Source organism: Kribbella flavida DSM 17836 (assembly GCF_000024345.1).
In the GTDB taxonomy this organism is placed as follows: domain Bacteria; phylum Actinomycetota; class Actinomycetes; order Propionibacteriales; family Kribbellaceae; genus Kribbella; species Kribbella flavida.
This window is the reverse complement of record NC_013729.1, coordinates 3,648,936-3,662,489: the sequence shown is the minus strand read 5'-3', so window position 1 is coordinate 3,662,489 and position 13,554 is coordinate 3,648,936. Positions and strand designations below refer to the sequence as shown.

General features: G+C 70.2%; 12 protein-coding genes. 7 read left to right on the top strand and 5 right to left on the bottom strand.

Going from position 1 to position 13,554, the window contains the following annotated elements:
* Positions 1-159 precede the first annotated feature (159 nt).
* From KFLA_RS16935 to KFLA_RS16910, 6 genes are all read left to right on the top strand, one after another.
* Positions 160-1,359, top strand: a complete 1,200-nt coding sequence (locus KFLA_RS16935; protein ID WP_237706827.1) for an MFS transporter — start codon at positions 160-162, stop codon at positions 1,357-1,359.
* A 122-nt stretch (positions 1,360-1,481) separates the two neighbouring features.
* The gene (locus KFLA_RS16930; RefSeq protein ID WP_012921023.1) at positions 1,482-2,960 is read left to right on the top strand and encodes a pyridoxal phosphate-dependent decarboxylase family protein; all 1,479 of its coding nucleotides are present in this window, start codon (positions 1,482-1,484) and stop codon (positions 2,958-2,960) included.
* Positions 2,961-2,995: 35 nt separating this feature from the next.
* Positions 2,996-3,964 (top strand): Dyp-type peroxidase, encoded by a 969-nt coding sequence (locus KFLA_RS16925; protein ID WP_012921022.1) that lies wholly within the window; start codon positions 2,996-2,998, stop codon positions 3,962-3,964.
* Positions 3,965-4,107: 143 nt separating this feature from the next.
* Positions 4,108-5,643: an ATP-dependent DNA ligase gene (locus tag KFLA_RS16920; RefSeq protein ID WP_041289361.1), complete on the top strand. Its 1,536-nt coding sequence runs from the start codon at positions 4,108-4,110 to the stop codon at positions 5,641-5,643.
* Positions 5,640-6,317, top strand: coding sequence for a class I SAM-dependent methyltransferase (locus KFLA_RS16915; RefSeq protein ID WP_012921020.1), 678 nt, complete (start codon positions 5,640-5,642; stop codon positions 6,315-6,317). Before KFLA_RS16920 ends, KFLA_RS16915 begins: the two co-directional genes overlap by 4 nt.
* An 82-nt stretch (positions 6,318-6,399) precedes the next feature.
* The gene (locus KFLA_RS16910; protein ID WP_012921019.1) at positions 6,400-7,299 is read left to right on the top strand and encodes a helix-turn-helix domain-containing protein; all 900 of its coding nucleotides are present in this window, start codon (positions 6,400-6,402) and stop codon (positions 7,297-7,299) included.
* Between the two features lie 101 nt (positions 7,300-7,400).
* On the opposite strand, the gene KFLA_RS16905 is transcribed toward KFLA_RS16910, so the two are convergent.
* The 3 genes from KFLA_RS16905 to KFLA_RS38340 all read right to left on the bottom strand — a co-directional run bounded on the left by KFLA_RS16905 (position 7,401) and on the right by KFLA_RS38340 (position 9,859).
* Positions 7,401-8,399 (bottom strand): Gfo/Idh/MocA family protein, encoded by a 999-nt coding sequence (locus tag KFLA_RS16905; RefSeq protein WP_012921018.1) that lies wholly within the window; start codon positions 8,397-8,399, stop codon positions 7,401-7,403.
* A gap of 52 nt (positions 8,400-8,451) precedes the next feature.
* Complete coding sequence (locus KFLA_RS16900) at positions 8,452-9,465, bottom strand: Gfo/Idh/MocA family protein (protein ID WP_012921017.1); 1,014 nt, start codon at positions 9,463-9,465, stop codon at positions 8,452-8,454.
* 169 nt (positions 9,466-9,634) lie between these two features.
* Positions 9,635-9,859 carry a YciI family protein gene (locus KFLA_RS38340; RefSeq protein ID WP_202797130.1) on the bottom strand — a complete coding sequence of 75 codons (225 nt, stop codon included), beginning with the start codon at positions 9,857-9,859 and terminating at the stop codon, positions 9,635-9,637.
* Between the two features lie 434 nt (positions 9,860-10,293).
* On the opposite strand from KFLA_RS38340, the gene KFLA_RS16890 reads away from it, so the two are divergent.
* Positions 10,294-10,764, top strand: a complete 471-nt coding sequence (locus KFLA_RS16890; RefSeq protein WP_012921016.1) for a GNAT family N-acetyltransferase — start codon at positions 10,294-10,296, stop codon at positions 10,762-10,764.
* A gap of 27 nt (positions 10,765-10,791) precedes the next feature.
* On the opposite strand, the gene KFLA_RS16885 is transcribed toward KFLA_RS16890, so the two are convergent.
* Positions 10,792-12,009 (bottom strand): GNAT family N-acetyltransferase, encoded by a 1,218-nt coding sequence (locus KFLA_RS16885; RefSeq protein ID WP_012921015.1) that lies wholly within the window; start codon positions 12,007-12,009, stop codon positions 10,792-10,794.
* Between the two features lie 130 nt (positions 12,010-12,139).
* Positions 12,140-13,471 carry an acyl-CoA dehydrogenase family protein gene (locus tag KFLA_RS16880; RefSeq protein ID WP_012921014.1) on the bottom strand — a complete coding sequence of 444 codons (1,332 nt, stop codon included), beginning with the start codon at positions 13,469-13,471 and terminating at the stop codon, positions 12,140-12,142.
* Positions 13,472-13,554 lie beyond the last annotated feature (83 nt).

Sequence of the window (13,554 nt, the reverse complement as noted above, 5' to 3'; positions counted from 1 at the left end):
CTGATCCCGGACAGCGTCCTGCGGTCGGTCGTTCGGGGGCCCTGCCTGCGACTCCGGCTCCATGCCGAGACTCTATGAGATCGGCTCAAGTCCTCGCCGCCCCACATCCCTGTGGACAACGCACAGCACGATCACGACCCTGCCTGGCATGCTTCCGTCATGTCCGATCCGCAGCAGGCCCGCCGTGTGCGGATCGGCTATGCCCTCGGCTCGGTCGCCACCGGATCCTTCGGCACCGTGCCCGGCCTCCTGCTCCTGCCCTACCTGACCGACACGCTCGGGATCGCCGCCGGACTGGCCGGCGCGATCGTGTTGCTGCCCAAGGCTCTCGACGTCGTGCTGAACCCGGTCGCCGGCCGGATCAGCGACCGGCACGAGTCCCCGCTCGGCCCTCGCCGTCCGTTCCTGCTGCGCGGCGGCCTCGCCCTGGCGGTCTGCTTCGCCCTGCTCTTCGCCGCGCCGGATCTCGACTCGCGGGCGCTGGACGCGCTCTGGGTGCTGGTCGCGTTCCTCGGCTGCGCGACGGCGTACGCGTTCTTCCAGGTCCCGTACGTCGCGATGCCGGCCGAGATCACCGACGACTACACCGAACGCACCCGGCTGATGTCCTGGCGGGTCGCCTTCCTGACGGTCGCGATCCTGATCAGCGGCGGCGCCTCGCCCGCGATCCGGGACGCGATCGGTGGCCGCGAGGGCTACCGGGTGATGGGCCTGGCCGTCGCCGCGCTGCTGGTCGCCGGCACGATCGGCGCGTACGCCGGGACGCGGCGCGCGCCGATCGGCCGTCCGCACGAGACGGCCGGGACGCTGCGCGACCAGTTGCGGGTCGTCGCCCACGCGCGGGACTTCCGCTGGCTGCTGATCACGCTGATGCTGCAGGCCCTCGCGATCGGCGCGATGCTGGCCGGCATCGACTACCTCGCGCGGTACGTGCTGCGCGATCCGGGCGCCGCGTCGATCGGGTTCGTCTGCGTCGTCGGCCCGGCGCTGCTGGTCAGCCCGTTGTGGCTTGCCTTCGGCAACAAGTTCGGCAAGCGCACCGGATTCCTCGCCGCGTCGGCCGTGCTCGGGCTCGGCGCGCTGGCGCTGTCGACAGCCCAGCACGTGCCGGTCTGGTGCGTGTACGTCGCGATCGGAGTCGTCGGGATCGGGTTCACCGGCGCGCAGGTGTTCCCGCTCGCGATGCTGCCCGACGTCGCGGCCGTGGACGCGGCCCGCAGCGGCATCCGTCGCGCCGGCGTGTTCACCGGGATCTGGACGGCCGGCGAGACACTCGGGCTCGCGCTCGGCCCGGGCGTCTACGCGGTGACGCTGGCGCTGGGCGGTTACGTGTCCTCGACCGACCGGTCGGCGGTCTAGCCGGATTCGGCACTGACCGCGATCGTGGTCGGACTGTCGGTGGTGCCTGCTGTGCTGATCGCCGTCAGCTTCTTCTCGTTGACCCGCTACCGGTTGACCGCCGGAGAAGTTCTGGAGGCGCGATGAGCGACGTCCTGGCCCGGCTGCGGGCGCTGCAGGAGGGCGACCTGCCGACCCACGGCGGCAGCACGCTCGCCTACGTGTACGACTCCGGTCTCGCGGAGGCCGACGAGATCGGCCGCACCGCGCTGGCCCAGTACGGCGCGACGAACGGACTCGACCCGACCGTGTTCCCGAGTCTGAGAACGCTCGAGAACGACCTGGTCGGTTGGGCCGCCCGGTTGCTGCGCGGGGAGGCCGCGGTCGGCACGGTCACCTCGGGCGGGACGGAGTCGGTGCTCCTGGCGGTGCAGGCCGCGCGCGACGCGTCGCCGGGCATCACCTCGCCGAGCATGGTCCTGCCCTCCACCGCTCACGCGGCGTTCCACAAGGCCGCGCACTACTTCGGGGTGCGCGCGATCGTCGTCGACGTGGACCCGGTGACCTTCACGCCGCGACCCGAGGATGTCGCCGCGGCGTGCGACGAGGCCACCGTGCTGCTGGTCGCGAGCGCACCGTCGTACGCGCAGGGCGTGGTCGATCCGGTGCCGGCCATCGCGGCGGTCGCGGCGGAGCGGGGCGTCCGCTGTCACGTCGACGCGTGCATCGGCGGCTGGATCCTGCCGTACCTGCGGCTGGACGGCGTCGAGGTGCCCGACTTCGACTTCGCCGTTCCGGGAGTCACGAGCATCTCGGTCGACCTGCACAAGTACGGGTACACGCCGAAGGGCGCCTCGATTCTGCTGCACCGGGATGCAAGCCTGCGCCGATCGCAGTTCTTCGCGAGCGCCGACTGGCCCGGGTACACGATGCTCAACTCGACGCTGCAGTCGACCAAGTCGGGCGCACCGGTCGCCGCGGTCTGGGCCGTCGTCCACCACATCGGCGACGACGGCTACCAACGGCTCGCCCGCACCGCGTACGACGCTGCGGTGCAGCTGGCCGGCCGCATCCGGACGATCGACGGGCTGACCGTGCTCGCGGATCCCGCGACGACGTTGGTGGCGCTGCGCAGCGACGAGCGGGCGGACGTGTTCACGATCGCGGACGAGATGGCTGCGCTGGGCTGGTTCGTGCAGCCGCAGCTCAGCTTCCGCGGGCAACCGGCATCGCTCCACCTCACCGTTTCGGCGGCGACCGCTGCCCGGATGGAGGAGCTGGTCAAGGCGCTGGAATCGGCGACTCGCGCGGCTCAGCTGGCCGGCCCGGTGCAGGTGGCGCCGGAGCTGGCCGCGGCCGCGGGCGCGCTGGATCCGTCGACTCTCGACGACGACGCGTTCGACGGGTTGCTGTCCGTCGCGGGTCTCGGCGACACCGCCACGACCGGCAGCCTGCCGGACCGGATGGCCCCGGTGAACGCCCTGCTCGACGTCGCTCCCCCACGTCTGCGCGAAGCCCTGCTCATCGCCTTCCTCGATCGCCTGATGCGCCCCACCTGGTCGGCAGCCGGAACAGACCAGCACCCCCTGCGCCGGCTCGTACGGCGTACTGCTGCATGCTGACGCCTGATTCGACGTACCGACCTGAGGAGCCATCGATGGTGACTGACCCGACTCCTGGCCCGATCGCCTCGACGCACGCACTGCCGCAGTCGGTGCTGATGCCGCTGACCGGCTCCGCGATCTTCCTGGTCGTGCGGATCGAGCCAGGTGGCGAGCCGGCCGCGCGGGCGCTGCTGGAGCGCGTCAGCGGTCTGGCCCGATCGGTCGGGTTCCGGGGGCCGGCGGGAAAACTGTCGTGCGTGACGAGCATCGGCGCCGAGGTATGGGACCGGTTGTTCGCCGGGCCGCGGCCGCGCCACCTGCACCGGTTCATCGAGCTCGACGGCGGCAAGCACAAGGCCGTGGCGACTCCTGGCGATCTGCTCTTCCACATCCGCGCCGCGCAGCTCGACCAGTGCTTCGAGCTGGCCCAGCAGGTCATGAAGGTGCTCGACGGCGCCGCGACCGTGCTCGACGAGGTGCACGGCTTCAAGTACTTCGAGATGCGCGACCTGCTGGGCTTCGTCGACGGCACCGAGAACCCGACCGGCAGCGAGGCCGAGGAGGCGGTCCTGATCGGGGCCGAGGACCCGCAGTTCGCCGGTGGCAGCTACGTGATCGTCCAGAAGTACCTGCACGACCTGAAGGCGTGGAACGCCCTGACCGTCGAGCAGCAGGAGCGGGTGATCGGCCGGACGAAGCTCGAGGACATCGAGCTGGACGACGACGTGTTGCCGGCCAACGCGCACATCGCGCTGACCGTGATCGAGGACGAGGACGGCAACGAGCTGCAGATTTTGCGCGACAACATGCCGTTCGGGTCGATCGGCAGCCAGGAGTTCGGCACCTACTTCATCGGCTACGCGAAGGACCCCGGCATCACCGAACTGATGCTGCGACGGATGTTCTTGGGTGAACCCGAAGGCAACTACGACCGGATCCTCGACTTCTCGACCGCGGTCACCGGGACGCTGTTCTTCACCCCGTCGGCGGGCTTCTTGGACGACCTGCCGCCGGCGCCGTAGGGCGCTGGGTTCGCCTCGGTCGAGAGCCGGAGCCCGCGCCGGGGTCGACGGCCGGTTCGGTGCCGGTTCGGTGCATTTTCAGTGCTGACTCCGGGCACGGTGCGCTGCCGGAAAGTGTCGGTGCCATGGGCCAGACTGGGGTCATGTTGCTCGCCGATGTGGTAGCCACCTCCAGCTCGCTGAGTGGGACGCGGTCGCGCCTGGCCAAGGCGAAGTTCATCGCCGAGCTGCTGACCGCAGCGACCGATCCGGTCGAGACCGAGGTGGTGGTGACGTACCTGTCCGGCGAGCTGCGCCAGCGGCGTACGGGCGTCGGCTGGCGGACGCTCGCCGATGTTCCGGAGCCCGCCGCGACGCCCTCGCTGACGGTCGAGCAGGTGGACCGCACGTTCGCCGAGCTGGCCGAGATCGCCGGTGCCGGTTCGCAGGCCCGCCGGCGGGAGGCCGTCAACGCGTTGTTCGGGCGGGCGACCGAGCCGGAGCAGCGGTTCCTGCGGCAGCTCGTGGCCGGTGAGCTGCGGCAAGGCGCCCTGGACGGCGTGATGGCCGATGCCGTCGCCAAGGCGACCGGGATCGCGCTGGAGAAGATCCGGGCGGCGACCATGCTGCGCGGCGCCGCGGCTCCGGTGGCGGTTGCGGCGCTGACCGAGGGCGAGGCCGGTCTTGCGCAGTTCGGCCTCGAGGTCGGTCGCGGCGTGCAGCCGATGCTCGCCCAGTCCGCGACGACGGTGGCGGAGGCGATGACCAAGACCGGTACGCCGGCCGCGATCGAGTGGAAGCTCGACGGCATCCGGATCCAGGTGCACCGCGACGGCGACCGCGTCGTCGTCTACACCCGGACCCTCGACGACATCACCGACCGGGCGCCCGAGGTGGTCACCGCGACGCTGGAGCTGGAGGCCGAGCAGGTCGTGCTGGACGGCGAGCTGATCGCCCTGCGGCCGGACGGTCGGCCGGAGGCGTTCCAGGTGACCGGTTCCCGGACCGCGACGCGCGCCGCGACCGGTCCGGAGACCGTGCCGCTCACGCCGTACTTCTTCGACATCCTGCACCTCGACGGCCAGGACCTGCTCGGCCTCGGTGGCGCCGAGCGGCACGAGTGGCTGAGCAGGCTGGTGCCGGAGCACCGCCGGATTCCGCGGCTGGTCACCGACGACGCCGAGGCCGGACAGGCGTTCTTCGCCGACGCGGTCAAGCGCGGGCACGAAGGCGTCATGGTCAAGTCGTTGTCGGTGCCCTACGAAGCCGGCCGGCGCGGCTCCGGCTGGGTGAAGGTCAAGCAGACCCACACCCTGGATCTGGTCGTGCTCGCGGCCGAGTGGGGCCACGGCCGCCGGACCGGCTGGCTGTCGAACCTGCATCTCGGCGCGCGCGACGAGCAGACCGGCGAGTTCGTGATGCTGGGCAAGACGTTCAAGGGCCTGACCGACGAGCTGCTGCGCTGGCAGACCGAGCGCTTCCAGCAGCTCGAGGTGAGCCGGGACGCTTATACGGTCTACCTGCGGCCGGAGATCGTGGTGGAGATCGCCTTCGACGGCGTGCAGACCTCTCCGCGGTATCCGGCCGGGATGGCACTGCGGTTCGCGCGGGTCCTGCGCTACCGCGAGGACAAGACCGCCGACCAGGTCGACACCGTACAGACCGTGCGAGCGATCCATCAACCAGGTGAGGACACATGACCGACGACGACCCGGACACCGCGACCCGCCGCCTGGCCCGGGAATCGCTGGCCGCGGACGACCCGACCGGCTGGTTCGAGCGGCTCTACTCGGCCGCTGCGGATGGGCAGGCCGTCGTGCCCTGGGATCGCGGCACCGCTCACCCCCTGCTCACCGAGTGGGTGCAGAGCGCCGAGCCGGACGGCGCCGGGAAGCGGGCGCTGATCGTCGGCGCCGGGACCGGGTGGGACGCGGAGCTGATCGCCGATCTCGGCTACGACACGATCGCCTTCGACATCTCCCCGACCGCGATCGAGGCGGCACAGCGGGCGCACCCCGGCTCGAAAGCGCAGTACCAGGTGGCCGATCTGCTCGACCCGCCGGCGCAGTGGCATCGCGCGTTCGACCTCGTCGTGGAGATCTTCACCGTCCAGGCGTTGCCGATCTCCTGGCAGGCGGCGGCGACGAAGCAGGTCGGCGAGCAGGTCCGCCCGGGCGGCACGCTGGTCGTCATCGCCGCGGCGCGGGCCGACGACGTACCGGACGGCGCGGTCGAAGGCCCGCCGTGGCCGCTCACCCGGGCGTCCATCGAGGCCTTCGGCGTCAACGACCTCCGGCTGATCCAGCTCGAGGAACTGCCCAGCCCCTCGGACCCGTCATCGACGCGCTGGCGGGCCGAATTCCTGCGGGACTGACCTCTCGCACCCCATCCGTCCCACCAGCACCAATCTGCCGCCTGGGTCGAACATGTGTTCGAAAACGAGGTAAACTTGGGGTATGACGGGCCGGAACGAGCCGGGGCCAACGGCGCTGCGCATCATGCTCGGCGCGCACCTGCGACGACTGCGGGAGCGCGCCGGCGTCGCTCGGGCCGAGGCCGGCTGGGCGATCCGGGGCTCGGAGTCCAAGATCAGCCGCCTCGAGCTCGGCCGCGTCGGCTTCAAAGAACGCGACGTGCTCGACCTGCTCACGCTGTACGGCGTCACCGACACCGCCGAGCGCGAGCGCCTGGTCCAGCTCGCCCGCGACGCGAACAACCCCGGCTGGTGGCACCAGTACGGCGACGTCACGCCCGACTGGTTCGACGCCTACCTCGGGCTGGAAGCCGCCGCCGAACTGATCCGCACCTACGAGGTCCAGTTCGTGCCCGGCCTCCTGCAGATCCCGGAGTACACCCGCGCGGTCGCCCAACTGACGCCCGCCGGCGACCGCCCCGACCACGAGCTCGACCAGATCGTCGCCCTCCGTCGCACCCGTCAGCACCAGGTCCTCGATCGCAACCCGCCCCTGAAGCTCTGGGCCGTCGTCGAGGAGTCCGCCCTCCGCCGCTCCATCGGCGGCGCGGAAGTGCAACGGGCCCAGCTGCGCGCGCTGCTGGACGCGATCGAACGCCCGAACATCACCCTGCAGATCATCCCGGACCGCAGCCCCGGCCACGCCGCCACCGGCGGGGCCTTCAGCGTGCTGCGCTTCCCCGAGCCCGATCTGCCCGACGTCGTCTACCTGGAGCACCTCACCAGCGCCCTGTACCTGGACAAGCGCGACGACGTCGACGCCTACACCCGGATTCTCGACACCCTTGCTGCCACCGTCCCCCCACCCCAGGAGACTCCCGACATCCTCAATGCTCTCCTGCGGCAGGTTGCCCGTTCACCTCGCCGTCGCGAAGGCCAATAGCCGACGCCGTCGGGATGATCGTCTCCGCGAACGTCTGTCTCTCTTTCGCCGGAGTGACTGATCACGCCGGGGTGGACACAGCCGCCCACCCCGACGAGACGTTACAGACTCAGTACCGGAGCGATCGTCTTCGTCCGCTCCCCCTCGTACGCCGCCAGCAGGATGCCGAGGACCGCGATGCCCTCCTCCTCAGTGTGCAACGGCCGCGTCCTGCCGAGCAGCGAGTCGGCGAAGTGGCCGATCTCGGCGACGAACGTGTCCACCGGCTCCAGCTCGATCGTGGTCACGTCACCGGCGCGCAGCCGAAGGGTGATGGAATTCCCGTCGCTGTGCAGCGCGCCGAGTTCTCCCACGGCGGAGAAGCGTTCGGTCGACGCCGCCGGCTGGTAGGCCCAGCTCGTCGCCAGTTGCCCCACCACGCCGTTGTCGAACCGGACCAGCACCTGCGCCGAGTCCTCGCCCTCCATGAACGTCAACCGGTGTCTCGACAACATCGCCGTCGCTTCGACCGGCGTACCGCCGGCCAGGTGCAGCAGCAGGTACGTCGGGTGGTATCCGGTGTCGATCAGCTCGCCACCACCGCTCGTCGCGCTGCTCGCTCGCCACCCCATCGTCGAAGGGTCGAAGTCGTTGTAGAAGCTGTCCGTGGTCCGCACCTCGTACACGGTGCCGATCGCGCCGGCCTCCAGCAGCTTCTTCGCTTCCGCCACCGCCGGCAGGAACAGCTGGTTGTGGGCGCACATCAACGTCACGCCGGCCGCCGAAACCGCCGCCTTGACGTCCGCGGCCTCCTCTGCCGTCAAGCACAGCGGCTTCTCGCACAAGATGTGCTTGCCGGCCTCGGCTGCGGCGACGATCGCGTCCCGGTGCAAGTGGTGCGGCAGGCAGATGTCGACCGCGTCGAGCTCCTCGTCCTCGAGCATCCGCCGGTAGTCCGTGTACGGCGTGGCACCGATCGCGCCGGCCCGCTCGGCGGCGACCTGCGCGTCGGCGTCGGCCACGGCGGTGACGCCGATCCGTGCGGCGTGTGCGCGGTACCCCTTGAGATGTGCTTCGGCGATGCCGCCGGCCCCGATCAGTCCGACCTTGATCTGTGGCATGAAAGTCCTTTGCTCGGCTGCTGGAACGAGGTGCTTCGGTGACTGCCGCAGCTCAGCGGCCGGCCGGACCGGCGTACCGGACGACCGTGGCTTGCTCGGCGGACTCGTTGGCGGCGACCACCATCCGGGTCAGCTCGACGGCACGGGCGAGATTGTCGTCGGCCCGAGTGCCCTCGGTGATGTGGTCGACCCACTGGGCGAACGGGTCCTTGCCGTGGTCCGGCACCGGCACCTGCCGCCCGTCGCCGAAGGCCGGCCCGAACGCCCGCAGCACGTTGCCGTCTTCGGTGTAGGTGAGACTTCCCTCGGTGCCGAAGATCTCGATCGTGAACGGGTTCCGGCTGGCGAAGCCCGCCTCGACCACCCCGATCTTCTGGTCGCCGTACCCCAGTGTCACGACCGCGTTGTCCTCCAGCCCGAGCCCGGCCACCGAGCGGTACGTCGCGCTGACGGTGTCCGGGTCGGCACCGAGGAACAGCTGCGTCAGGTAGATCGGGTGGCAACCGAGATCGGTGAGCGCTCCACCGATCGCCGTCTTCGGCTCGAAGAAGCGCTCGGGCAGCCAACCACCTTGGCCCCCGGCGGACACCGCGCCGTCGTGCGACAGCCGGACCCGCGCGTAGGTGAGCTTTCCGAGGTCGCCGCTGGCGATCACCGCGCGGATCGCGTGGGTGTAGCCGTGGGCGAGCCGCGGCAGCGACACCACCAGCCTGACTCCGTTGGCATCGGCCGCGGCGATGATCTCCTCCGCTTCCGTCACGGTCGGGGCGAGCACCTTCTCGGTGAAAATGTGCTTGCCCGCGTTCGCGGCCTTGACGATCAGGTCGCGGTGCCGGTCCGTCGAGGTGGTCACCGTGACGCCGTCGACGTCGGCCCGGGCGAGCAGGGCGTCCAGGTCGTCGGTGTACGGCACCCCGAACTTCTCGGCCCCGGGCTGCCCGAGGTCGGGGTTGTCGTCCCAGACGGCGACCAACTCGGTCCCGGGATGCTGCTGCGCCTGCCGCGCGTAGTCCCCCGCATGCACGTGCCAGAATCCCAGAGCCGCGATCTTGAGCGGTTTCGACACCTTCTCCTCCTCGCACCAGGTCAGTGGGCGACCGCTCCGGCCGTGGACGGAAAACGATCTCCCGATCTACCTAAGCAACTGACGCGAGGTCCTGTCCGACTTCTCGGCGGTTCGTCTCATCATCCGACCCGAAATCGGAAACGTTTCCCGCAGCTCCGGCCCGCCTGGCTCAGCCGTCGTACTCGACGACCGGCCGGACCTCCACCGCGCCGTACCGGGCGGTCGGAATCCGTGCCGCCCACTGCTCGGCTGCCTCGATCCCGTCGACGTTCACCACGTAGTAGCCGGCCAGCACCGGGCCGCTCGTTGCACCGCCGGACTCGCTCTCGAACTGTCCGTCCCGCACCCGCACGGTCCGCGCCCGGGCGACCGAGTGGAACCCCGCCTCGTGCACGAACACACCCCCGTTCGCACGGCCCGGTCGAAGGCCAGCCAGTCGAGCACCTCCTCCTTGGTCGGTCCGGCGACCGCGGGATCGTAGTAGTACAGCAACGCGAACTGCATCGGCGTCCTCTCGGGACTGTGGTTGAGTCGGCCCCAGTCAACCGGAGCCTCGGACTCCCCCGGAACCCGACCCGTGGGCGTGCGCGCCACTGCCCTTGTTGCAGCCGCTGCCGGATCTCCGTTACAGGTTGTCCACAACCATCCACAGACTGTGCATCGGGATCTCGACCGCTGTGGATATCGACCGGGGTGCCGGTCGCCGGCGAGGGAGCTCGGGTCGTGACGGAGCGCTCGGCCTCACCGCGTCGACGCCCTGTGGAGGCCGCCAGAAACCGTCAGCGAGCCCGGGTACGTTGCTGCGAACCAGCAAGGAAGGGGCACGCCATGGCCATCGCCCTCCGTGCGGTCACCGACGCCGACCTGGACGCCATCTTCGACCAGATGCGCGACCCCGAGTCGGTCCAGATGGCCGCCTTCACCGCCGAGGACCCCAACGACCGGGCCGCCTTCGACGCCCACCAGGCCCGGATCAGGTCGTCCCCCGACGCAACTCAGTACGCCATCACGCAGGACGGCCTCTTGGTCGGCACCATCGGCGTCTTCGTCATGGAAGGCGACACCGAAATCACCTACTGGCTCGCTCGCCGGTTCTGGGGACAAGGCATCGCCACCCAGGCCCTCGCGCTTCTGCTGGCCACGGTCCGGACCCGCCCCATCCACGCGCGAGCGGCCTCCGACAACCTGGCGTCCCTCCGGGTCCTGCAGAAGGCGGGCTTCATCCCCACCGGCACCGATCGCGGTTACGCGAACGCCCGCGCCGCGGAGATCGAGGAAACCATCCTGCGTCTCGACTGAGGCGACCTCGCGATGTCGGCCAGGCGCTCAGAAGATCTCGATGCTCACCGGAGCAACGGGCCAGCGGAGGGCCGCCGTCAGCGCGGACAAGGCGCCGGCGGTGTGTTCGGTGACTCGGCCGGTCGCGGTGAACTCGCTCAGCGGACGGCCACCCAGGTACGCGGCGGCGAGCTCTCTCACGGACAGCGAGAGGTCGGGGGCTGAATCGCTCGGTTCACAGGTCGCTTGCTCCAGGTCACCGGTCAGGCGGTACCGACCGTTGTTGGCCGTGATGAGGTCATCGGTCACCTCGATCACCACATCCACCCCGGTCGCGTACCGGCGCTGTGCCAGGGCGCGGCCGACGTCGGTGATGCGAACCCACAGCGACTCGGTCAGCCGCCGGTTGAGCGCGACCGGGTTGGTCACCAACTGCTGCAGCAGCTCGTCGAGCGCGGCGTGGCCGTACTCGAGTTTGCCGGCCAGGTCGAGAGTCAGCAGGTGATGCCACAGCGCGTGGTACGCCGTCGGCTCGAGAGCGACGAACTCCTCCACGCTCACCTCGTTGGCCGGACCGCCGGGTCCCCAACTGAGCTTGCCGCGCCACAGGGCATACCCGTCCAAGGCGCCGGCTTCGTTGCGGTGCACGAGGATCTGACGCGCGGTCCGACCACCGCGATCGTCGGGCTTGTCCTGCAAGCGCCTGCGCCACTCCTGCTCGGACCGGCCCGACACCCCCGGACGCTTCGCCTGCAGCTCTCGAAGCATCGGCGCCAGCTGAGCCACTGCGTCGTCGGCGGCCAGCTCCTCGAGCGAACCTGCGTCGCTCGGCACGGGGTACGGCTTGAGGGTGCGCAGGTCGGCCTCGTACGACACACCCCAGGCGGCCGGGGCATATCCGAACCGGCCGTAGATTCCCGGCTCGCTCGCCCAGAGCACCGCGAGCGCCTCCGGTACTTCGCGCAGCTGCCGGCTCATCAGCTCGGACAGGATGCCGCGCCGTCGATGAGTCGCCCGCACGCCGACCGCCGTCACGTGCGCAGCCGGCACCACACCCCCGGGCACCGCCAGATCGCGACTCATGGCCTTCGCGGTCCCAACGAACTGACCGCCATCCACGGCCACCAGCGCCCGCCCCGGCTCGAACAACTCCCGGTCGAGATCGCTCGGCGCGCTCTCGAACATCATCGCCGCGCCGAACAGCCCCACGAACTGGTCATGCTCGCCAGCCGTCGCGGTCCGCACCTCGTACCCGGAGTTCACCATGCCAGGCATCGTCACACGCCCGACCGACAATCCTCCACCGGAAATCGCCGACCCCAACCCGACAGGACACAGCAGGGGCGCCGCCCCAGCCCCTGTCTACTCAGGTCTTGTTCGGTAGCGCTCTTGGCGACTACCGGATCCGCATCCCGGAGATCGCTCGGGAGATCACCAGGCGCTGGATCTCGCTCGTGCCCTCGAAGATGGTGTAGATCTTCGCGTCGCGGTGCATGCGCTCCACCGGGTACTCGCGGGTGTAGCCGTTGCCGCCCAGGATCTGGATGGCTTCCTCGGTGACCTTCACCGCGACCTCGCCGGCCTTGAGTTTGGCCATCGAGCCCTCGCCGTGGCGGTAGTTCGGCGACTCGCCGCGCATCAGTGCCGACGACATGTTGGCGGCGCGCCAGACCAGCAGCCGGGCGGCGTCGATCTCCATCGCCATGTCGGCGAGCTTGAAGGCGATGCCCTGGTTGTCGATGATCGGGCGGCCGAACTGCTCGCGGCCCTTGGCGTACTCGAGCGCGAACTCGTACGCCGCACGCGCGATGCCGATCGCCTGGGCGCCGACGATGTGGCGGGTCATCTCGAACGTCGCCATCGAGGCGTTGCGGGCGCGCTGGCCGTCCCGGGGCTCGCGGGCCTTGGCCAGGCGGGCGTCGAGCTTCTCCTTGCCGCCCAGCACGTTCTCGGCCGGGATGCGCACGTTGTCGAAGAAGACGTCGGCGGTGTGCGAGGCGCGCAGGCCGTGCTTCTTCAGCTTGGTGCCCTGCTCCAGGCCGCGGACCTCGGACTTCGGTACGACGAACGCCGCCTGCCCCTTCGTACCCAGCGACGGGTCGACGGTGGCGACGACGACGTGGATGTCGGCGATGCCGCCGTTCGTGGCCCAGGCCTTCTGGCCGTTGATGACCCACTCGCCGGTCTTCTCGTCGTACGTCGCGCGGGTGCGGATCGCGGAGACGTCGGAGCCGGCGCCCGGCTCGGACGAGCAGAACGCGGCGACCTTCACGTCGTCCGGCGTGCCGTAGCAGCGGGGAAGCCACTGGCTCCACTGCTCGGGTGTTCCGTTGGAGAAGATCGCCGACGACGCCAGGCCGGTGCCGGTCAGCGACATGCCGATGCCGGCGTCACCCCAGAACAGCTCCTCGTGCACCAGCGGCATCAGCAGGCCGGAGGGGTCGATGAAGAGGTTGACGTTCGCTTCCAGGCCGTACAGGCCGATCTTCGCGGCCTCCTGGATCACCGGCCAGGGCGTGGTCTCGCGCTCGTCCCACTCCGACGCGGCCGGCCGCATCACGTCGGCGGCGAAGGTGTGCGCCCAGTCGCGGATCTCCCGCTGCTCGTCGTTCAGCGCGAGCGAGAAGGTGCTCCAGCCGGGCTTGGCCCGCTCGGCGCCGAGCTCGCCGGCAAGGGCCATCACGTCGGCCGACACGGTTTCGGACGGCTTCGGGTCGGTCAGGGTCATCGGGGTTCCTCCGGACGAGCACGCAGCGGGTGGAGACGACAGCGGCAGCGATGTTACCCACGAGTGTAACCATCGTTTGCACC